The following is a 22,480-nucleotide window of genomic DNA, read 5'->3' as shown; positions in this document are numbered from 1 at the left end:
CAAAAGTGCCCAGGCCAATAAAATATTGGAAATTTGAGAATCAAAAAATATTTGCAGCGTCAAGCATATGAATATTTTTGGTTAATTTACAACGTAATTATTTTTTATTTATACGTTCAAATAAAATGGTGAAATTTAATTCACCGATCAAAGACACCGGATTCATTTAGTAACTCAGATAATTCCGTTCCATTTTCTGGCTCAGCAGCCGTCAGCCCCAATCAATATCGGACGTATGCCGCCTATTCCTTGCCATCCCGTCGCAATGGCGATATTCAGGTTTCAAACTGTCATTAACTTGCAATGCCGGGCCCCGCGACTTATCTCCGGCTTGCAAACAGGCGAGATGAGACGACGCCATGAATGAAATGATCACCATTGCCGAGGCTTCTGCTGACGCAATGTCGGAAATGCAGATTGATCCCACCCTTGATCTGGAAGCTGAGATTCAGCGCCTGAAAAAGGAAAAGAACGCGATCATTCTGGCCCATTACTATCAGGATGGGGAAATTCAGGACCTTGCCGACTTTGTTGGCGATAGTCTGGACCTGTCGCGCAAGGCAGCCGAAACCGATGCCGATGTCATCGTGTTCTGTGGCGTGCGCTTCATGGCTGAGGTTGCCAAAATCCTCAGCCCGAACAAGACTGTTTTGCTGCCGGACTCCAAGGCCGGTTGCTCGCTCGAAGATTCGTGTCAGCCCGAACCGTTCCGCAAATTCCGCGAACAGCACCCGGATCACGTGTCGATCACTTATATCAACTGCTCGGCCGAGGTGAAGGCAGCGTCGGACATTATCGTGACCTCGTCGAATGCGGCCGAGATCATTGATCAGATCCCGCTCGACAAGCCGATCCTTTGGGCGCCTGACCGCCATCTTGGTTCCTATCTTGCCAAAAAAACCGGTCGTGACATGACGCTTTGGAATGGCTCGTGCATTGTGCATGAACAGTTTTCCGAGCGTGAATTGATCCGCCTCAAGACCCAGAACCCGGATGCCAAGATCGCAGCCCACCCGGAATGCCATGACGGTATTCTCAAACATGCCGATCACATCGGCTCAACCCGGGCCATTCTGGAATATGTAATTAACGGCCCGGATCAGAAATACCTGATCGCGACCGAACCGCACATCATCCACCAGATGGAAAAAGCAGCCCCGCACAAGGAATTCATTCCGGTGCCGGGTGCGGACGGGTCATGTGCGTGCAACAACTGCCCGTTCATGGAACTTAATACGCTTGAAAAGCTGTATCTGTGCCTGGTCAATAACGGCCCGCAGATTGTCATGCCCGAAGACCTGCGCGTCGCAGCGGTCAAGCCGCTTGAACGCATGCTGGAAATGTCAAAGAACATTCCGGTCAAAAAGGACGACGCGGCGTAAGCCAGCCAACCTCACAGCCCCGCAAATTTTGCGGGGCTGTTTGCCATCCCCCATCAGAATTCAAAGCAGCCCACCATCATGACCGTCCTGACCCAAGCCGAAATCGCGGAATTCATTGATCGTTCCTTTGCCGAGGATATCGGCACCGGTGACATCACATCGGACAATGTCATCCCCGCCGATGCGCGCCTGCGCGTCGCGCTTGAAACGCGCGAGGATATCGTTGTCGCCGGGCTTGATATCGCCCTTGATTGTTTTCGCAAGCTGGTCCCGGATGCCAAGATCGAAAAGCGCTGCGAAGATGGGGATGCGATTGCGGCCAAAGACATTCTGGCCGTGGTCGAAGGCAATGCGCGCGGCATCCTGACGGCTGAACGCACAGCCCTTAACACGCTTCAACATCTCTCAGGCATTGCCACGACCACGCGCAGCTATGTCGCGGCGATGGGCGAAACAAACGCCAAACTGCTTGATACCCGCAAGACACTGCCGGGTTGGCGCAAACTGGAAAAGTACGCAACCCGCATGGGTGGCGCGCAAAACCACCGCATGGGTCTTTATGACGGGGTGATGATCAAGGACAACCATATTGGCGTTGTCGGATCGATCACCAAATGTGTCGAGGCCGCCCGGGCCGCCAACCTGCCAAAGATCGAGGTCGAATGTGACACACTTGATCAGGTCAAAGAAGCCACCGAAGCTGGCGCAGACATCATCCTGCTTGATAACATGGGCCCGGATATGTTGCGCGAAGCGGTTGCCATTGTCGCTGGTCGCTGCAAGACTGAGGCATCCGGGGGTGTAAACCTCCAGACCATCGGTGCAATTGCCGCAACCGGGGTCGATTATGTTTCCGTCGGGCGGATTACCCAATCCGCACCGGCCGTTGATATTGGACTTGATGTCGCAATCCTGTGAGGCCCCATGCGCGCAAGCAGTCATAGCACCACAGACCCAGCCTTGATCAAGGTGATCGAAACCGCCAACTGGATCTTGCGCGACGGCGAAAACATCCTGTCGGTCCGCAGCCACGGCCGCGACCGGTTCTATTTGCCCGGCGGCAAGATTGATCCGGGCGAAACCGCGCGCGAAGCCATCAAACGCGAAATCAAGGAAGAACTCGGCGTCGATCTGATCCCCGGCACGCTCCGCCAGTTGGGCACGTTTGCCGGACAGGGCCACAACCTGCCCGAAGGGGCGATTGTGCGCATGACCTGCTTTACCGGCTATTATTGCGGAACCCTTGCACCCGAACGCGAAATCGCCGAACTCAGGTGGCTGTCGCCGCGTGAACGCCACCTGATGGCCCCGATGGGGCAAAAGATCACCGCTGCCCTTTTCGATATTTGATCATCTGATCAACGCTATGTTGCCAACCGGCAGTACCTTGCGGTTGTGACCATCGCTCCAAATGTTCTTGTTATGTTCCATTCTTTTGTGGTAAGCATGACTTGCGGTTTTGCACAAAGGGATCAGAACATGACGCAGGACAAAGGGGCATTGTTTCGGGCGCTTCACGAAGAACCCGGTGCATTCATCATTCCCAATCCATGGGATATCGGAACTGCCAGAATTCTTGCCGCACTCGGTTTTCGCGCCTTGGCAACGACAAGTGCGGGCATGGCATTTTCCCTTGGCGTTGCAGAGGGCAAGACATCACCCGAAAATACGTTCAAGCATTGCCAGGCACTGGTTTCGGCCACACCACTTCCCGTCACGGCCGATCTTGAAAAAGGGATGGGCGATAGTCCGGAAAGCGCGGCTGAAACGATTTCGGTCGCAGCGTCAATCGGCCTGGCGGGCTGTTCGCTTGAAGATCACACAGGGGACCGGGCAAACCCGATCTATGATTTTTCGCTTGCTGTTGAACGCATTCAGGCTGCTGTCGAAGCCCGATCAGCCTTGCCCCATGATTTTGTCCTGACCGCACGGTGCGAGAACTTCCTGTGGGGACGCCCTGACCTTGACGACACGATCAAGCGCCTTCAGGCCTTTGAAAAGGCGGGGGCGGATGTTCTTTATGCGCCGGGCTTGTATGATCTTGAAACGATCCGCACGGTTTGCGCATCGCTGAGCAAACCGGTGAATGTCGTTATGGGCATGCCCGGAAACACGTTCAGCCTGACTGAACTGGCGGAGGCGGGCGCAAAAAGGATCAGCGTCGGATCAGCACTTGCCCGCCTTGCCTATGGCGCCTTTGTCAAAGCATCGCGTGAAATGATCGACACGGGCACATTCGGTTTTTCCGACCAGGCCATGGGCTTTGCCGAGCTTGAAGAATTTTTCACCGGACAAACCCACAAAGCCCAATAGAGACAGGCAGATTAAAACAGCAGACTGAACACACGCCCTAGCGCGGCGCATCCCCGTCAGGACTGCCGCCTGCATCGGGAATTTCACGGCCAGGCGCATCGCGATCGCGCGAAACATCCTTGGTCGCAGACGGCGGGGCAGCTTTTTGATCCGCTCCGCCATCGTCGGTGTTCGGGGATGTATCTTCTGCTTTGTCTTCTGACGTTTCGGGTTCCTCAGGCTCGGCCTTCTCGACCTTCTTTGGCGCCCCTTTGCCAGCGTCACGGATGGCATCGGTCAGCTTATCGATATCACGCAGGTTCAGGTCACGCTGCGGGAACGGAATTTCGATGCCCTCATCGCGGAAGCGCTGGACAAGTTCAAAGCGGATCGAGCTTGCCACCGCTATCACATCGCCAATATCGCGCAGGAAATAACGCAGTTCGAAATCAAGCGAACTGGCCCCGAAATCCATGAACACCACCTGCGGTGCCGGATAGGTCAAAATCTCGCGGCGCTTGTCGGCCATTTCCAACAGGATCTCGCGAACCTTGTCGACATCCGATCCGTAAGACACACCTATCTTGATGATGCCGCGGCCCGAACGCTCCTTAAGCGTCCAGTTCAGAACCCGGTTGGAAATCAGTTCGGAGTTCGGGATGACGACCGAAGACCGGTCAAAGGTTTCGATCTCGGTCGCGCGCACCCGGATGTCCTTTACAAACCCCTGATCGGCGCCGACGACAATCCAGTCGCCGACCTTGATCGGGCGTTCGACCAAAAGGATCAGGCCGGAGACAAAGTTGTTCACAATGCTTTGCATGCCAAAACCGATACCAACCGAAATGGCACCGGCGATGATGGCAAGGTTGGACAAGTCCAGCCCGGCGGCCGAAACCGCAAGCAAGATGGCAAGACAGATCCCGGCATAGCCAAAGATCGCCGAAACCGAATGTTGCAGCCCCTGATCAAGCTTGGTGTTGGGCAGCACCCGCGTGCTCAGCATGCGCTGGAAGAAGCGCATCACCGCCAGCACGATGACAAACATCAAGGCCGCCAGCATGATGGAGCGCAGCGAGAAATGAATGCCGCCGACCTGAATGCCGATAAAGGCCTGCTGAACCGCCAAAATAAGATCAGCCCAGGCAATGTCGGTAAAGATCATCACCGCGACCGGCACGGCGATGGAAAACATCACCACATCGATCAGAACCCGCAGCCAGAAATAAAGCGTTCCATGCACCGCATCGCTGACATTGCTGTCCTCACTGCTTTCCGGGCGCACCAAGTAGGTATGCATCAAAGCCCGGCAATAACCGCGCAGCAGCCAGTAACAGGTCAAAAACGCCAGCGCCATCATCAGGTTTTCAAGGATGAAGCGTGCCAGGGCGACATAGCCCAGCAACATCAGCACCGGCATCATGATCGCGATAACCTTAAGGCCACGGCGCGACCGGCGTTCGATCTTTGACCAGATTTCGTGACGGTCGCGTTCGTCATGTTGCCAGAACACCCCAAGCGAGCAGACAAACAGCAAAACCGAAATCACCAGCACGTTCGAGATGCTTTGCACAAGCGCGATATCAAGCGACGTTCCAAGGGTCGTCGCCCCTTGCAACAGCACCATGTCAAAGGCAAAAATCACTGCCACTGCCAGCGAACAGAACCCGACAACCCGCGCCCCCCTTGGCGTTGTACCCGAGCGTCGCAATGTGGGCGCAAACGGTGAATGCACACTGCGCACCGCGGCCCCGACAAACAACAGGAACAAGGCAGCCGCAAAGCATTGCAGAACAAAATCACCCATCGCACCGCTCAGAAGCGCATCGCGCGATTCAAGTATTCCATAGGCGATCAAAAGGGCGATGCCCGGCACCAAGGCGGTAAACAGGAACCGCGTTCCCGATATCAGTGATACGCGGTCTTCGTCAGGCACAGTGTTCCAACGTGCTGGCATATAGCGCAGCACGACCACCTCGCCACCAATCAGGGCGGCGATCACGATGAAGGTCAGGAAAACAAGGCCGGGGGCCACCTCGGACAGCTGATCGGCGACGTCCCCTTCGAGTTCAAGGTTGGAATAGCGTGCCTGCACCATGCTGGGCAGCTTGACGATTTCACGCCAGGCTTCAAACCAGACAACCGGATCAAACGGCACATCCACCCGGCCCAAAACACGCCGGGTAAAGCGTTCACGCGCCAAGCCAGACAACTGGTCAGACAGCTCGCTTGCGCGGAAATTGACCAGTTCAAGCTGTTTGAGCACACCGCCAACCCGCGCGATGTCCTGTCCGATCCGATCACGTTCACGGGCGACCTCGGGGACTTCTTCCTCGCCCTCTGCCGGGGGCTCGCCAAGTTTGCCAAGGGCGGCTTCAAACCGCTGCAGGCGTTCATCGGCCCGACCGCGCAGCTCGTTAATGGCAAGCTGGATGGTTTCGATCCGGTCGCGGCCATCGGAGATCACGCGCCCGGAAATTTCTTCGCCGGAAATCGATTCTTCAATCGCATCAAGCGTCGCTTCCCAGTCCGCAATACGGTTCTGTGCATTTTCCAGTTCGATCTTCTGCACAGAGTCAGGGCGCGGTTCGTTTGGTTGTGCCGCCAAACCGAAAGAGACCGTCATTGCAAACAGACAGATTGCAAGACTTGCGATTACCTGACGAACTGATGTCATGCCTGATGATCCATATTGATGCCCGAAGCGCTGCCCGGCTTCCGTTTCTTGAGTGTTTTTCGCGTTTTGTAAACAGGTTGGCCTGATACTTGGTCACAGAACCGAACCCTACACTGAGAACAGTAACGAATCATCTAACGTTTCGTTCCGTTGTCATTGTGACGTGATGATGACCCCGTCCCTGACCTGCATGACCGCAGTCAGCCAAGGAGCCCTGCGATGAGCAAAACCGCGCTGATCAATGCCTTTGAAATTGCCCCGGATGGCACCGCACAACCGGTTGGATGGGACGCCCTGCAATCGGGCCTGCCGCCGATTGCAGAAGGAAATTATCTTTGGGTGCATCTGGACTGGATGGGCGACGGGGTGCGCGACTGGCTGATTACGGTTGCCGGCATTGATGCAACTATCACCGACACGCTTTCGACCCGCGGCACGCGTCCAGCGGTGTTTTTCTATGATCCGGGCTATTCGCTTAATCTGCGCGGAGTGAACCTGAACGCGGAAAATGATCCGGCCGATATGATTTCGGTGCGTTTCTGGGTCACGAACAACATGGTGATCACGCTGCGCAACCAGCCGCTTAAGGCGTTTGATGACATGCGGGCCGCCATTGCCGACCACAAGGCCCCCAACAGCGTTGATGATTTCGTCTTGACCGTGGCCGAACGGCTTGCCTTTCGGGTCGAAAATGTCGTGCGCGGCATGGAAGAAGATGTCGAGGCGATCGAGGACGATCAGGAAACCGTGGCCGAGGGCAAAACCCTTGCCCTGCGCAAACGCGGATCGGACATTCGCCATCGGCTGTCGCGCCTGCGCCGGCATCTGGGACCGCAACGCGATGCGCTGGCGCATTATGTCGAACAAAAACCGGTCTGGTCTGACAAGCGGTTCAAACGCCGCGCCCGCGCACTGACCGATAAAACCGTCCGTCTGGTCGAGGAATTTGATTCCCTGCGCGAACGCATTCAGATCGTGAATGAAAACCTGATGGCGCTCGAAAGCGAACAGATGAACCGCACGATGTATTGGCTTACCGTGATTGCCGGTCTGTTCCTGCCGATCAGTTTCGTCACTGGCCTTTTGGGGATCAATGTCGGCGGTGTTCCGGCAACTGACAGCCCGTATGGGTTCCTTGGGGTGTCGATCATTCTGGCGGTAATAACCGCGTTTGAAATCTGGCTGTTTAAAAAGATGCGCCTGATCTGATGGCAGCAATGCAAACCGTCTTGTTGCAATGCGATGCAACTTGGAGCTATGACAATCTCACAGTCCTGATTCCTTTCACTGCATTCGAGATTTGTTGATGACCGACGGCCCGCTTTCACGTTATCGCGCGAAAATCACTGCTGGTGAGCTGTCCCACGATCCGATGCAGGAACTCTGTGCGGAAAAACTCCAAAGCCTGAAAAACGCGCTGATCAACTATGAGCCGTCGACCGGTACAGGCGGCTGGCGCGAACGGTTTGGCCTGACCCGTCGGCGCGATGAACCGACCCCGCCATCAGGACTTTACATTTACGGCGAGGTTGGTCGCGGCAAATCCATGTTGATGGATCTCTTCTATGAAACCATCGACATTGAAAAAAAGCGTCGCGTTCATTTCCATGACTTCATGCAGGATGTGCATGAACGCATGCACCGCTATCGCCAGACCAAGAAAAAGGACGATGCCGACCCGATCCCGCCGATTGCCAAAGACCTTGCAAACGATGCCTGGTTGCTGTGCTTTGACGAGATGCAGGTAACCGACATCACCGATGCCATGATCCTCGGCCGTCTGTTTGAACAGTTGTTTGATCATGGGGTCGTGATTGTCACCACATCGAACCGCGTGCCGGATGATCTGTATAAGGATGGCCTGCAACGCCAGAACTTCCTGCCCTTCATCGACATGATCAAGCAGAAGCTTGATGTGCTGGAACTGGCGAGCCCGACCGATTACCGCATGCGCAATCTGACGGCCGCCGAGGTATTCCTGTATCCGATATCCCGCGAACAGGCATCCAAGCGGATTGACGAGATGTTTGCCACCCTGACCGAAGGCGCACGCGTCGCGCCCGACAGCCTGACCGTCAAGGGACGCAAGATCGAAATCAGTGCTGCTGGTGCCGGGGTTGCCAAGTTCAGCTTTGAAGAACTGTGCACCCGTCCGCTGGGCCCGGGGGATTACATCGCGCTCGCGACGCATTTCCACACAATCGTCATCGACTTCATCCCGAAACTGCCGGACTCGCGCCGCGACTGGGCGAAACGGTTCGGGACCCTTGTTGATGCGATGTACGAACACAAAACCAAGCTGATCTGTGCGATTGAGTGTGACCCGACCGAGATCTATACCGATGGTGATTACTCATTCGAATTCCAGCGCACAGTGTCGCGCATGACCGAAATGCGCAGTCAGGAATATCTCGATATGGCGCACCTGACCTGACGGCTTTCAAAACGCCAGAATGGCGGATCATAACGGCAGTTGTGATCCCACCTTTGTGGTGCCGTTTTCGGACGCCCTGCCAGCGCCAGCGCAGCCTGTGGAAAACGACTCCATACACGTCACTTTAAAATCGTCGCAATTATTCGCCATATGAGCGCTTATCATCGCGCGATTCTTGCGTTTGACGCAGGGGAAACGATGCTTCACGCAAAAATCGTCATATATTGGATTTCACGCCCCCGTCCCGACCGCATGGCTGATGGCCGTTTCCTGCAATGCTGCGCCAGTGTAATCCTGTTCATACGCACGAATTCGCAGCAAAGGGGCGCACTGCCTTTCATTTAGGCAGGCCGCAATCGTAAACCAGCTTTGGTTTTGCTGCGCACTAGCCCATGTTCGCATCTGCAACGTGAATGGTTTTTAAGCGTTTAGACCATAGTTGCAATAAACCGCGAAGCGGCGGTTTTCCTCGTAAAAACAGTGGGGTTTCCCCTTGTCATTCGTGGCGATTCAGTTTACGACACTCGGTGTTTACGAACGATTATTTCGCGTTCGCAGGTTTAAATTTTCAATCGCGCTCCCAAGTTGAGTTTCGACCCCCAGGAAGCGCAATAGGGAAGAAGGTAACGGAATGGCCCGCAACAAGATCGCGCTCGTCGGTGCCGGCAATATTGGTGGCACGCTTGCTCACCTCGTCGGTCTCAAAGAGCTTGGCGACGTCGTCCTTTTCGACATCGTTGATGGCATGCCACAGGGCAAGTCGCTCGACATTGCTGAATCCTCCCCCGTCGACATGTTTGATGCCGACCTCAAGGGTACCAGTGACTACAAAGACATCGCAGGCGCTGATGTCGTCATCGTCACCGCCGGTGTTGCTCGCAAGCCGGGCATGAGCCGCGATGACCTGATTGGTATCAACACCAAAGTCATGACCCAGGTTGGTCAGGGCATCAAGGAACACGCTCCGAACGCGTTCGTCATCGTCATTACCAACCCGCTTGATGCGATGGTTTGGGTGATGCAGCAGGCAACCGGATTCGATCCGAAGAAAGTTGTCGGCATGGCTGGCGTTCTGGACTCGGCCCGTTTCCGTTACTTCCTCGCAGAAGAATTCAACGTCTCGGTCAAAGACGTTACCGCCTTTGTCCTTGGCGGCCACGGCGATACCATGGTCCCGTCGATCCGTTATTCGACCGTTGCCGGTATCCCGGTTCCGGATCTGATCAAAATGGGCTGGACCACGCAGGAAAAGATCGACGAGATCGTGCAGCGCACCCGTGACGGTGGCGCCGAAATCGTTGCCCTGCTGAAAACCGGTTCTGCTTTTTACGCCCCGGCTGCTTCGGCAATCGCGATGGCGGAAAGCTACCTCAAAGACCAGAAGCGCGTCATGCCGGTTGCTGCTTACCTGAGCGGCGAATACGGTGTTGACGGTCTTTATGTTGGTGTCCCGGTTGTTCTGGGTGCCAACGGTGTAGAACGCATCGTCGAGATCAATCTTGATGAGTCCGAAAAAGCAAACTTCGACAACTCCGTGAACGCTGTTCGCGGCCTCGTCGAAGCTGCAAAGGGCATGCTCTAAGAACGCGAAACGGGCTGGTCAGTGACCGGCCCGTTTTTCAATCATTGTTGTTATTCAAACTTCAATGATCGCGGCCTCTTAACAAAGTCCCTCCCGCTCGTTACAGGGACATTGAAATCCAGATTTCTGACCCACCGGAAATCGTACGGAAGGCAAGAAAGCGACCGAACATGAATATTCATGAGTACCAGGCGAAAGAAATTCTTCGCAAATACGGTGTGACCGTGCCGAACGGCAAGGTTGCATATACCGCTCAGGAAGCCATCGAAGCTGCCCAGTCCCAGGCTGGCCCGGTTTACGTGGTAAAATCCCAGATCCATGCAGGTGGCCGCGGTAAAGGCACCTTCAAGGAAGCCAAGGCAGGTGACAAAGGCGGCGTTCGCGTCGTCAAGAGCCCGGAAGAAGTCGGCACCAATGCCGAACAGATGCTCGGCTCCACGCTGGTTACCCACCAGACCGGCCCGGATGGCAAAGAAGTCAAACGCGTTTACATCGAAGAAGGCTGCGATATCGCACGCGAACTGTATCTTTCGGTTCTCGTCGACCGCGCTTGCTCGCGCGTGATCTTCATGGCGTCGACCGAAGGCGGCATGGACATTGAAGAAGTTGCAGAAGCAACCCCGGAAAAGATCGTCACTGTCGAGATCGATCCGGCTGCTGGTTTCTCTGGCTTCCACGGTCGCAAACTGGCGTTTGCACTCGGCCTCGAAGGCAAGCAGGTTTCCAAAGCTGTCAAATTCATGACCGCGATGTACCAGTGTTTCCTCGACACCGATGCTGCCATGGTTGAAATCAACCCGCTGGTTGTTACCGGCGACGGCGACATCATTGCGCTTGATTGCAAAATGAACTTCGACGACAACGCGCTGTTCCGTCATCCGGACATCGAAGAGCTGCGTGACGAAGACGAAGAAAACCCGGCAGAACTCGAAGCTGCAAAACACAGCCTCAACTACATCAAGCTCGATGGCACCATCGGCTGCATGGTTAACGGCGCAGGCCTTGCCATGGCAACCATGGACATCATCAAGCTGTATGGTGGCGCACCGGCTAACTTCCTTGACGTTGGTGGCGGCGCAACCAAAGAACGCGTGACCACCGCCTTCAAGCTGATCCTGTCGGATCCGAATGTCGAAGGCATCCTGGTCAACATCTTTGGTGGCATCATGCGTTGTGACGTGATTGCAGACGGCGTTGTGGCAGCAGCCCGCGAAGTCAGCCTGAACGTCCCGCTGGTCGTTCGCCTTGAAGGTACCAATGTCGAACTTGGCAAGAAGATCCTCGAAGAATCGGGTCTGCCGATTGTTTCGGCTGACAACCTTGCCGATGCCGCCGAGAAGGTGGTCAAAGCTGTGAAGGAGGCCGCGTAACTATGGCTGTTCTCGTCGATAAAAACACCAAAGTTATCTGCCAGGGTTTCACTGGTTCGCAGGGTACTTTCCACAGCGAACAGGCACTGGCATACGGCACCAAAATGGTTGGCGGTGTTACCCCGGGTAAAGGCGGCACCAAGCACCTTGACCTGCCGGTTTTCAACACTGTTGAAGAAGCGGTACATGTCACCGGTGCCAATGCCTCGGTTATCTATGTTCCGCCGCCCTTCGCAGCAGATGCAATCCTTGAAGCCATCGACGCCAAAGTCGAGCTGGCTGTCTGCATCACCGAAGGTATTCCGGTTGCTGACATGGTCCGCGTCAAGCGCGCACTCGACGGTTCGTCGACCCGCCTGATCGGCCCGAACTGCCCGGGTATCATTACCCCGGACGAATGCAAGATCGGCATCATGCCGGGTCACATTCACCGCCGTGGTAAAATCGGTATCGTTTCGCGTTCCGGTACGCTCACCTACGAAGCAGTTGCACAGACCACGGCCGCTGGCCTTGGTCAGTCGACCTGTATCGGTATTGGTGGCGACCCGGTCAACGGCACCAACTTCATCGACTGCCTCGACCTGTTCCTGAAGGATCCGGAAACCGAAGGCATCATCATGATCGGTGAAATCGGCGGCTCGGCCGAGGAAGAAGCATGTGAATTCCTGCAGGCTTCCAAAGTCAAGAAACCGGTTGCCGGCTTCATCGCCGGTGTTACCGCACCTCCGGGTAAACGCATGGGCCATGCCGGTGCGATCATTTCCGGTGGCAAAGGTACGGCCGATGCGAAAATGGAAGCCATGCGCAGTGCTGGCGTTCTTGTTGCCGATTCCCCGGCAAGCCTCGGCTCGACCATGCTGAAGGCTTTGAAGGGCTAATCTGGGTAGTCAGAGGAAAGGCAAGGGGGGGCGTGGTCCTTCTTGGGGACCATGCCTTCCAAGACCACAAATGAAACCTCAAGATCTCGACACGATTCTGAACGAGTCGAACGCAACCTACATCGCTGAACTTTATGCCCGGTATCTGGAAAGCCCGTCTGCGGTTGACCAGAGCTGGGCTGAGTTTTTTGACGGGTTGCAGGACGACGCCTCCGAAATCCTCGCAGAAATGCGCGGGCCGAGCTGGCAGCCACGGGAAACCAAGGTTGTTGGCGGCATGGAGGGATACGACGTCTCACAGGGGCATGCCGAACGCCCGGCCCAGATGGGCTATGCACCGGCACCTCATGCAGCACCCACGGCTGGTCAGGTAAATTCTGATGCCATCCGCGCTGCCGCCAATGATTCCATTCGCGCTCTGATGCTGATCCGCTCCTTCCGGGTACGCGGCCATCTTGAAGCGAACCTGGATCCGCTGGGCCTTGCACCGCGTGAACCGCATCCGGAACTTGATCCGAAGACCTATGGCTTTACCGAAGCCGACATGGATCGTCCGATCTTCATCGCCAATGTTCTTGGCCTTGAAACCGCGACCATCCGTCAGATCGTCTCGCTGGCACGCAAAACCTATTGCGGGTCGATCGGTATCGAATTCATGCATATCCAGGAACCTGAACAGAAATCCTGGATTCAGCAGCGTATCGAAAGCATCGGCAACCAGACGCAGTTCACCACCCGTGGCAAGGAAGCCATCCTTGAGCGTCTGATCGAAGCCGAAGGTTTCGAAAACTATCTTCACACCAAATATGTCGGCACCAAGCGTTTCGGTATTGATGGTGGCGAAGCCCTGATGCCGGCACTTGAACAGATCCTCAAACGCGGTAGCCAGCTTGGCATCCGCGAGGTTGTGTTCGGCATGCCGCACCGTGGTCGTCTGAACGTTCTTGCCAACGTCATGAGCAAGCCGTTCCAGGCGATCTTCTCGGAATTCATGGGCAACCCGTCCAAGCCGGACGACGTGATGGGCTCGGGTGACGTTAAATATCACCTTGGTACCTCCGCCGACCGTGAATTTGACGGCAACGTTGTTCACCTGTCGCTGACGGCAAACCCGTCGCACCTCGAAGCAGTGAACACGGTTGTTCTTGGTAAGGTCCGCGCCAAGCAGGCCCAGCGCAAAGACACCAATCGCGAGCAGGTTATGGGTATCCTCCTGCACGGTGATGCGGCCTTTGCCGGTCAGGGTCTTGTGGCGGAAACCTTCGATCTGTCGCACCTCAAAGGCTACCGTACCGGTGGTACGATCCACTTTGTGGTCAACAACCAGATCGGTTTCACGACCAAACCGACCGATTCCCGTTCTTCGCCTTATTGCTCGGACATTGCCAAGGTCGTTCAGGCTCCGATCCTGCACGTCAATGGCGACGATCCCGAAGCTGTGGTTCATGCGGCCCGCATCGCGACCGAATTCCGCCAGGAATTCAAGCAGGACGTCGTTATCGACATGTTCTGCTATCGCCGCTTTGGCCACAACGAAAGCGACGAGCCGGCATTCACCCAGCCAAAGATGTACGACGTGATCGGCAAACACCCGACCACCAAGGACATCTATGCCCAGCAGCTGGTCAAGGAAGGTCTTCTGAGCGAAGAACGCATCAAGGAACTGGACAAGTCGTTCCAGGACTACCTTGATGAAGAGTTCAAGGCATCGGAAAACTACCGTCCGAACAAAGCTGACTGGCTTGAAGGCAAATGGTCGGGTCTTGCATCCTCTCATGGTGACGATGCCGACTGGATCGGTAAAACCGGCGTTGAAAACGACCTGCTGCAGGAAGTCGGCCGAGCGCTTTCGACCCCGCCGAGTGACTTTGACATCAACCGCAAAATCCTTCGTCAGTTGAAGGCCAAAGCCAAGATGTTTGAAACCGGCGAAGGGATTGATTGGGCAACCGCCGAGGCCCTGGCATTCGGAACCCTGATGTGCGAAGGCACACCGGTTCGTCTGTCGGGTCAGGATTGCCAGCGTGGTACGTTCTCGCAGCGTCATGCCAAGCTGATCGATCAGACCACCGAAGCAAAATACACCCCGCTCAACAACATCCGTACCGGTCAGGCCGAGCTTGAAGTTCTCAACTCGCCCCTGTCCGAAGCAGGTGTTCTTGGCTTCGAATATGGCATCACCCTTGCAGAACCGCATTCGCTGGTTCTCTGGGAAGCCCAGTTCGGTGATTTTGCCAACGGTGCACAGGTCATCATTGACCAGTTCATCAGCTCGGGCGAAGCCAAATGGCTGCGTATGTCGGGTCTGGTAATGCTGCTGCCGCACGGTTACGAAGGCCAGGGTCCGGAACACAGTTCCGCACGTCTGGAACGTTACCTGCAGCTTTGTGGTGAAAACAACATGCAGGTGGCGAACTGCACGACGCCGGCAAACTATTACCACATCCTGCGCCGTCAGATCCGTCGCTCATTCCGTAAGCCGCTGATCCTGATGACGCCGAAATCGCTTCTGCGTCACAAACAGTGCGTGTCGAACCTGTCCGACTTTGCGACGGGCACAACATTCCTGCCTGTGATCAGCGAAACCGCTAAGCTGGTTGACGACAAGAAGGTCAAACGCGTCGTTCTGTCGTCGGGCAAGGTCTATTACGATCTGCTTGCCGAACGCGAAAACCGTGGCATCGAAGATGTTGCGCTTGTGCGTGTCGAACAGCTTTATCCGTGGCCGGAAAAAGAACTGGCAACGGAACTGGCCAAATACCCGAATGCTGATGTCGTCTGGTGTCAGGAAGAATCGGAAAACATGGGTTCCTGGTTCTTCGTTGATCGCCGGATCGAGGCAACGCTTGCCAGCATCAAGCACAAGGCAGGTCGTCCGGTTTATGTCGGTCGCGCAGCATCTGCTTCGCCGGCAACGGGCCTTCTGAAAGCCCACCTGCGCGAGCAGGCTGAGCTGGTCGACGCGGCACTTAGCGTAAAATAACTTTACCGGACGGGCGAGAAATCGCCCGTCCGCCACGTTCATTTAGATTTCATTCGTATGCTGGCAGACCCACACTGCCTGATTGAAAAAACGGTCGAGGAAAAAATGGCGACTGAAGTTAAAGTTCCCGCACTGGGCGAGTCTGTATCTGAAGCCACGGTGGCAAAATGGTACAAAAAAGTCGGTGACGCTGTTGCAGCCGATGAACCAATTGTCGAACTTGAGACCGACAAGGTCACCGTCGAAGTCAACTCCCCGGTTGCTGGCGCGATTGCCGAGCTGGTCGTTGGTGAAGGCGACGAAGTTGAAGTTGGCGCGCTGATCGCGCACATCAACGAAGGTGCCGAAGGCGCCGCTGCTTCTGATGAACCGGCCAAGGAAGAAGCCCCGGCCGCGAAAAAAGAAGAAGCTCCGGCCAAGAAAGAAGAGCCGAAAGCAGCCCCGGCTGCTGCCCCGGCAGAAACGACCGCGTCAAACAGCGATCATCCGCTGGCACCGGCTGTTCGCAAACTGGTCGAAGACAAGAACCTTGATCCGTCCAAAATCCCGGCAACGGGCAAAGACGGCCGCCTGACCAAGGGCGATGTTCTGAACTTCCTTGAAGGCGGCGGATCTGCTTCGCGCGCTGCTGCCCCGGCACCGAGCGCCCCGGCAGCACCGAAACCGGAACGTGAACTGCGTGACGGTGAAGAGCGTGTCAAAATGTCCAAGCTGCGCCAGACCATTGCGCGCCGCCTGAAAGAAGCCCAGAACACCGCGGCCATGCTGACCACTTATAACGAAGTGGACATGACCAACCTTCTGGCTTGCCGTAACAAGTACAAAGACGGTTTCGAGAAGAAACACGGTGTGAAGCTTGGCTTCATGTCCTTCTTCATCAAAGCCTGCACCACGGCGCTCAAAGAATGGCCGGCTGTCAATGCCGAGATCGATGGCAACAGCTTCATCTATAAAAACTACTGCGATATCGGCGTTGCCGTTGGTACCCCGCAGGGTCTGGTTGTTCCGGTCATCCGTTCGGCAGAGGAAAAAACCTTTGCGGATCTGGAAAGCACCATTGTCGATTTCGGCAAGCGTGCACGTGACGGCAAACTGGGCATGGATGAAATGACCGGTGGTTCCTTCACCATCTCCAACGGTGGTGTCTTCGGTTCCCTTCTGTCATCCCCGATCCTGAACGCGCCGCAGTCCGGTATTCTTGGCATGCACAAGACCCAGATGCGTCCGGTCGCAATCGACGGTAAAGTCGAAATTCGTCCGATGATGTATCTCGCCCTTTCCTATGACCACCGTATCATTGACGGCCGCGAAGCCGTTTCCTTCCTGGTACGCGTTAAGGAATGCATCGAGAACCCGGAACGCATCCTGCTCGATATCTGATCAGACAAAAGGATCAAAGAACTCATGAGTGAGAACTACGACGTTGTCGTGATCGGTGGCGGTCCTGGCGGTTATGTTTGCGCCATCCGCGCCGCACAGCTTGGCCTTAAAGTCGCCTGCGTTGAAAAACGCGGCGCACTTGGCGGTACCTGCCTCAATGTAGGCTGCATTCCGTCCAAGGCCCTGCTGCATTCCTCGCACCTGTTCGAAGAAGCGACCGAGCATTTCGATACCCACGGCATCGAAGTCTCCAAGCCGAAGGTCAACATCGAAAAGATGATGGCCCGCAAGGACAAGGTCGTTGACAGCAATGTCAAAGGCATCGAGTTCCTGTTCAAGAAGAACAAGGTTACCTATGTCAAAGGTGCCGGTGAAATCACCTCGCCGACCTCGGTCAAGGTTGCCCTTCTGGATGGCGGCGAAGAAACCCTGAATGCCAAGAACATCGTCATCGCGACGGGTTCGGAAGTCACCCCGCTGCCGGGTGTTGAAATTGACGAAGAAAAAATCGTCTCCTCGACCGGCGCACTGGTTCTTCCGAAAGTGCCGAAAAAGATGGTTGTCATCGGTGCGGGCGTGATCGGTCTGGAACTGGGTTCCGTCTGGCGTCGTCTGGGTGCCGAAGTCACCGTTGTTGAATATCTTGACCGCATTCTGCCGGGCATGGATGGCGAGCTGGTCAAACAGACCCAGCGCATCTTTGCCAAGCAGGGTCTTGAATTCAAACTCGGCCACAAGGTTACCGGTGCCAAGACAACCAAGTCTGGCGTGACCCTGACTGTTGAACCGTCCAAGGGCGGCGATGCAGAAGAACTCAAAGCCGATGTGGTTCTGGTGGCGATTGGTCGCCGTCCGTACACCAAGGGCCTTGGCCTGGACGCTGTCGGTGTTGAACTCGACGATCGTGGTCGTGTCAAAACCGACGAGCATTTCCAGACCAATGTTGGCGGCATCTTTGCGATTGGCGATACCATCGTCGGTCCGATGCTGGCCCACAAGGCTGAGGAAGACGGCGTTGCCCTGGCAGAAATGTTGGCGGGCGAAGAAGGCCATGTCGATTACGGCAAGGTCCCGGGTGTTGTTTACACCTGGCCGGAAGTTGCCGCTGTTGGCAAAACCGAAGAGCAGCTGAAGGAAGAAGGCGCAGACTACAAAGTCGGCAAATTCCCCTTCACCGCAAACGGTCGCGCCAAGGCAATGGAAAGCACCGAGGGCTTTGTCAAAATCATCGAAGACAAGAAAACGCACCGTGTTGTCGGCGCGCATATTGTCGGCCCGGCGGCGGGCGATTTGATTGCCGAAGTGGTTCTGGCGATGGAATACGGCGCTTCTGCCGAAGACATCGCGCGCACCTGCCACGCCCACCCTGCCCTTGGCGAGTCCGTCAAGGAAGCAGCGCTGGACGCGGACAAACGTGCAATCCACATGTAATTGATCAGTTCTCTGATCTGCAAACGGCCGTCCCATTCACTTGGGGCGGCCGTTTTGTTTTGGCCACCAGAAACGCCTAAGTGCCTACATTTTATGAAGTTTGTGGAATTGTCAGACTTTTGGCAGGTGACGCTGGGGGTCTTTGGGGATTAGTATGACAAAACCTGTTTACTGGCCCGGAGAATGAAAATGGTGCTGTCTGTTGGCGTTGTTGCCCACGACCGTCGCAAACGCGAAATGGCTGACTGGCTGGAAAAACACAAGGATGTATTCGCCAACATGCGCATCTTTGCCACCGGCACCACCGGTCGCGTATTGCAGGAACGGTTTACTGAACTGGATGTCCATCCGCTTAAAAGCGGCCCGTTTGGCGGCGATCAGCAATTGGGTTCGATGATTGCGCACGGCGAATTACAAGCCATGTTCTTTTTTACCGACCCAATGACACCCCAACCCCACGATGTCGATGTCCGCGCCCTGATCCGGCTGGCCAACATGTATGAAGTGCCGATTGCGTGCAATCAAAGCACGGCGGACCTTTTAATCAGCAATCCGAAGTTCGAGGAAATCTGCGAACAATATCGCGACCATTCCCCCGAACAGGTCTTTGCCGATTACAGCAACCGTAAGGTTTAGCCGCCACCCCAAACGGCCCAACAAGACGTTTTCTGCGCCGGAGCGCCCCACACGCCATGCAGCTCGCCTATGATGTCATCGCCGCGATCTTTCCGATCTTTGCCGCCATTCTGGTTGGCGCGGCCTTAAAGCATTTCCTGATTAAAACCGCCGATATCTGGGCCGGGATTGATCGGCTGACCTATTATCTTTTGCTGCCATCGCTTCTGATCGTCGAGATTTATCGCGCCGATTTTTCCAGCGGCCATGCAGGCACCGCCGTTGGTGTCACACTTGCTGCGACACTGGGGCTTTCAGCGGCCCTGCTTTTGCTGCGTCCGGTGATCACGCGGGACACGCCGCTGTTCACATCCATCTTTCAGGGCTCGGTACGTTACAACAGTTATGTCCTGCTGGCGGTTGCCGATGCGCTTTACGGGGCCGAGGGATTGGCGCTTGCCATCATCTTTGTTGCGGTGATGGTGATTGCCACCAACATGCTGGGCGTTGTGGTTCTAAGCGCCTTTAGCAGTGGCAAAAGCAACCTTAAGCGGATCATTGCAGGCGTTCTGAAAAACCCGATCATTATTGCCGCCGGGGCTGGCGCCATCCTGAATGTGAGTAATATTCACGTTCCGTTGCCAATTGAAAATACCGCCGCCCTGTTCAAGACAGCCGCCCTGCCGCTCAGCCTGCTTTCGGTCGGTGCGGGTTTGCGCTTTGTGATGGATAAAAAGGCCGTGGGCGCGATTGCCCTTGCCACCACCATCAAGCTTGCGGTTTTACCGGTTATCACCGGCGTCTGCCTGTATCTTGCCGGTGTCGATGGCATGGTTCTGGCGATGGGGGTTCTTTATGCCGGCATGCCATGTGCGGGCAATGCCTATATCCTGGCGCGCCAACTCAATGGCGACCCGGAAGCAATGGCATCGATCATCACGCTGGAGACGTTACTCTCCGCCTTCAGCGTCGCTGTCATCGCCGGTGTATTGAGCATCAATTGAGCTTGCATGCGCGGCGTATTCGCCGACGTAACCGCACGCTTCGAGCCCCGGGCGCATCAGTTCGGGCGGCGGGGCATCGACAATCACCGGATCGCGGTCGGCATGGAACGGAACGATGATCTGGCGCGATAGCAACATCAGGGTCGGCGGCGCACCAAAGACCGGCGGTTCATCGCCACGGCCATAAAACGGATCGCCAATCACCGGGTGCCCGACATGATCAAGATGCACACGCAACTGATGGGTCCGCCCGGTATGCGGGACAAGCTCCAGCCAGGTGATGTCCTTGCCGTCCGCATCCTTGCCACGGCCCAGCACGGTATATTCAGTTTTTGACGGCTGACCATCTTCATGCACCAGCATGGTCCAGCCGCTTTCATCATTGATCTTGCCAATCGGCGCATCAATAAAGCCATGATCATCTTCCATCGCACCGCGGACCACCGCCCAATAGGACTTGCCGATTTTCTTTTCGGTGAACAGGCGGGTGATCTTTTTTGACGATTTCGGATGACGGCACAGCAACAGACAGCCGGCGGTGTCCCGGTCCAGACGGTGTGCAAGTGTCGGTTCAGGCTGAATGCCGAATTTCAGATCCGGCAGATAGGCATCAACATGAAAATAGGTTTTCGGCCCACCATGCGAGGCCAGCCCGGGTGGCTTGTTCAGAACAATGATGTTTGAATCGCGGTGCAGAACATGCGCGATCAGGTCGTCTGCAATCGGATGGGGCATGGCGTGGCCTTTCATTTCGGGTCCTGGCCCGTGAGCCCCTGCTTACCCCATCAGACCTTTGCGGGCAATGATCATGACGTTTGATCCGCAGATCACGCCAGTGCGTAACAAGAAGGGAGTATTAGTTTTTCAACCTGGCTTTGGTATCAATCATGAAGACATCCATGGCATATCCGGTCAAATCGCTGTTTGGCGCCTGCGCCGTCGCGGGCGGTATCGCGCTGTCTTCCAATGCCTTTGCAGCCGATCCACAATCATCAACGCAGCCCGACGCCACACCCGTCGAGCAAGCGCGCCTTTCCGAGGCGTTCGATGGCCCGGAAACGTGCCGCGAATTTGATGCGATCCGGCGATATGGCAATGAGCTTCGCTTTCAGATCAGGCGCAATGACTCCCCGGTTGGGAGCCATGTTGTGCGGTTCAATCAGGGACGTGATGGCCTGCAGGTGGTTGCCCAAAGCAATATCGATATCAGCTTCTTGGGGTTTAATGCCTACAGCTTTGACTATCGATCCGAAAGCCTGTGGCAGGGTGACCGCCTGGCCGCCCTTTCGGTGCGGGTAGATGATGATGGTGACAAGACAGAGGTGGTCGCCAAACCTGATGCGCAGGGCACACTCGTTGTCAGTGGCCCAGAGGGGGATCAGGCATTGCCAAACGGGATTTTCCCGACCGATCACTGGCATTGCGGTGTCTTGGGCAGCAAAGCGGTTCTTAATACCATTACCGGCAAGTCAAACGCGGTCGAAATCAGCGCAAACGAGCCGGAAACGCTGCAAACAACCAACGGCACGTTGCGCGCCACCCGTTTCACCTATGACGGCGAACTTGAAACCACCGCATGGTATGATGCCGACGGCCGCTGGGTCGGTCTTGCCTTCTCGGCACGCGACGGATCGCAGATCACATATCGTTGCATGAATTGCGCGACGCAAACCGCGCAAAAGGATGAGGAATGAAAAAGCACTTCCAGACCATCTGGATTATCGGGGCGTCTTCAGGGATTGGTGCCGCATTGGCACGCAAACTCCATGAAAACCCGACATCGCCCGCGCAAAAAATCATCATTTCGGCGCGAAATTCCGACAAACTCGATGAACTTGCCGCTGAAATGCCAGGTTTAACCCCGGTTCCGGTCGATATTACCGATACAAATGCGGTGAATGGTGCAATTGCCAAGGTTGAAAAGCAGTTTGGCCTGCCTGACCTGGTTGTTTTGGCAGCTGGTATCTATTCCCCGATGAAGCTGAGTGCGTTTTCAGCCGCCACCATCCGCAGTCACGTCGATACCAATTACATGGGCATCGTCAATTGCCTGGAGCCGCTTTTGAACAAGATGCGCGCGCGCAAATCAGGCGAGATTGCCGTTATGGCATCGGTGGCAGGATATCGCGGCCTGCCCAATGCCGCGGCCTATGGCCCGACAAAGGCTGCCCTGATCAATCTGTGTGAATCGCTGCATACCGAACTGAGCGGCAGTGGCGTTTTGCTGCGTGTGATCAATCCGGGATTTGTAAAAACGCGGCTGACTGACAAGAACGATTTTGAAATGCCCTATCTGCTCGAACCGGAACAGGCCGCTGATTACATCTATCGCGGGCTTTGCGGCAGTGACAAATTCGAGATTGCCTTCCCGCCCCCATTTGTGCGGCAATTGAAGCTGACGCAAATTCTGCCGTATCCGATTTTCTTCAAACTGATGCGTAAGCTGCTCTGA

At 55.7% G+C, this 22,480-nt stretch carries 18 protein-coding genes; 16 read left to right on the top strand and 2 right to left on the bottom strand.

The genetic code is table 11. The features are described from left to right. The first annotated feature begins 359 nt into the window (after positions 1-359). The 4 genes from nadA to IT893_RS01225 all read left to right on the top strand — a co-directional run bounded on the left by nadA (position 360) and on the right by IT893_RS01225 (position 3,695). Positions 360-1,382, top strand: coding sequence for a quinolinate synthase NadA (gene nadA / locus IT893_RS01240; RefSeq protein WP_008889748.1), 1,023 nt, complete (start codon positions 360-362; stop codon positions 1,380-1,382). A gap of 78 nt (positions 1,383-1,460) precedes the next feature. Beyond that, positions 1,461-2,300, top strand: coding sequence for a carboxylating nicotinate-nucleotide diphosphorylase (gene nadC / locus IT893_RS01235; RefSeq protein ID WP_197146570.1), 840 nt, complete (start codon positions 1,461-1,463; stop codon positions 2,298-2,300). A gap of 6 nt (positions 2,301-2,306) precedes the next feature. After that, positions 2,307-2,732 carry an NUDIX domain-containing protein gene (locus IT893_RS01230; RefSeq protein ID WP_252724037.1) on the top strand — a complete coding sequence of 142 codons (426 nt, stop codon included), beginning with the start codon at positions 2,307-2,309 and terminating at the stop codon, positions 2,730-2,732. Between the two features lie 129 nt (positions 2,733-2,861). Then, positions 2,862-3,695, top strand: a complete 834-nt coding sequence (locus tag IT893_RS01225; protein ID WP_197146569.1) for an isocitrate lyase/phosphoenolpyruvate mutase family protein — start codon at positions 2,862-2,864, stop codon at positions 3,693-3,695. Positions 3,696-3,732: 37 nt separating this feature from the next. On the opposite strand, the gene IT893_RS01220 is transcribed toward IT893_RS01225, so the two are convergent. Beyond that, positions 3,733-6,351: a mechanosensitive ion channel domain-containing protein gene (locus tag IT893_RS01220; RefSeq protein ID WP_197146568.1), complete on the bottom strand. Its 2,619-nt coding sequence runs from the start codon at positions 6,349-6,351 to the stop codon at positions 3,733-3,735. A gap of 219 nt (positions 6,352-6,570) precedes the next feature. Here IT893_RS01220 and IT893_RS01215 point away from each other — a divergent pair, with 219 nt between their 5' ends. The 10 genes from IT893_RS01215 (at position 6,571) to IT893_RS01170 (ending at position 20,028) form a co-directional block, all read left to right on the top strand. After that, positions 6,571-7,560, top strand: a complete 990-nt coding sequence (locus IT893_RS01215; protein ID WP_008889743.1) for a CorA family divalent cation transporter — start codon at positions 6,571-6,573, stop codon at positions 7,558-7,560. 97 nt (positions 7,561-7,657) lie between these two features. After that, positions 7,658-8,785 (top strand): cell division protein ZapE, encoded by a 1,128-nt coding sequence (gene zapE, locus IT893_RS01210; RefSeq protein ID WP_064781230.1) that lies wholly within the window; start codon positions 7,658-7,660, stop codon positions 8,783-8,785. A 631-nt stretch (positions 8,786-9,416) separates the two neighbouring features. Next, positions 9,417-10,367 carry a malate dehydrogenase gene (gene mdh / locus IT893_RS01205; protein WP_008889741.1) on the top strand — a complete coding sequence of 317 codons (951 nt, stop codon included), beginning with the start codon at positions 9,417-9,419 and terminating at the stop codon, positions 10,365-10,367. Positions 10,368-10,507: 140 nt separating this feature from the next. Further along, positions 10,508-11,737, top strand: coding sequence for an ADP-forming succinate--CoA ligase subunit beta (sucC, locus tag IT893_RS01200; RefSeq protein ID WP_255356213.1), 1,230 nt, complete (start codon positions 10,508-10,510; stop codon positions 11,735-11,737). Between the two features lie 2 nt (positions 11,738-11,739). After that, entirely contained in the window at positions 11,740-12,615 is an 876-nt protein-coding gene (gene sucD, locus IT893_RS01195; protein WP_008889739.1) for a succinate--CoA ligase subunit alpha, read from the top strand. A 70-nt stretch (positions 12,616-12,685) separates the two neighbouring features. Then, the gene (locus IT893_RS01190) at positions 12,686-15,598 is read left to right on the top strand and encodes a 2-oxoglutarate dehydrogenase E1 component (protein ID WP_008889738.1); all 2,913 of its coding nucleotides are present in this window, start codon (positions 12,686-12,688) and stop codon (positions 15,596-15,598) included. A gap of 105 nt (positions 15,599-15,703) precedes the next feature. Then, the gene (odhB, locus tag IT893_RS01185) at positions 15,704-16,978 is read left to right on the top strand and encodes a 2-oxoglutarate dehydrogenase complex dihydrolipoyllysine-residue succinyltransferase (protein WP_063089369.1); all 1,275 of its coding nucleotides are present in this window, start codon (positions 15,704-15,706) and stop codon (positions 16,976-16,978) included. A gap of 24 nt (positions 16,979-17,002) precedes the next feature. Next, positions 17,003-18,409 (top strand): dihydrolipoyl dehydrogenase, encoded by a 1,407-nt coding sequence (gene lpdA, locus IT893_RS01180; protein ID WP_064781232.1) that lies wholly within the window; start codon positions 17,003-17,005, stop codon positions 18,407-18,409. A gap of 189 nt (positions 18,410-18,598) precedes the next feature. After that, entirely contained in the window at positions 18,599-19,045 is a 447-nt protein-coding gene (locus IT893_RS01175; protein WP_197146567.1) for a methylglyoxal synthase, read from the top strand. Positions 19,046-19,101: 56 nt separating this feature from the next. Beyond that, a complete protein-coding gene (locus tag IT893_RS01170) occupies positions 19,102-20,028 on the top strand; it encodes an AEC family transporter (RefSeq protein ID WP_064781233.1) in 927 nt (308 codons plus the stop codon). Here the strand turns inward: IT893_RS01170 and IT893_RS01165 are convergent. Beyond that, positions 19,975-20,778, bottom strand: coding sequence for an RluA family pseudouridine synthase (locus tag IT893_RS01165; RefSeq protein WP_197146566.1), 804 nt, complete (start codon positions 20,776-20,778; stop codon positions 19,975-19,977). The two genes, IT893_RS01170 and IT893_RS01165, sit on opposite strands and share 54 nt — an antisense overlap. 137 nt (positions 20,779-20,915) lie before the next feature. Here IT893_RS01165 and IT893_RS01160 point away from each other — a divergent pair, with 137 nt between their 5' ends. Continuing rightward, positions 20,916-21,722, top strand: coding sequence for a DUF6134 family protein (locus IT893_RS01160; RefSeq protein WP_252724036.1), 807 nt, complete (start codon positions 20,916-20,918; stop codon positions 21,720-21,722). Continuing rightward, entirely contained in the window at positions 21,719-22,480 is a 762-nt protein-coding gene (locus IT893_RS01155) for an SDR family oxidoreductase (protein WP_063089249.1), read from the top strand. Before IT893_RS01160 ends, IT893_RS01155 begins: the two co-directional genes overlap by 4 nt.

This window comes from Thalassospira sp. A40-3 (assembly GCF_015871485.1).
GTDB classification, from domain to species: domain Bacteria; phylum Pseudomonadota; class Alphaproteobacteria; order Rhodospirillales; family Thalassospiraceae; genus Thalassospira; species Thalassospira tepidiphila.
Note: the sequence above shows the minus strand (reverse complement) of the source record. Positions and strands in the feature narration are given on the sequence as shown.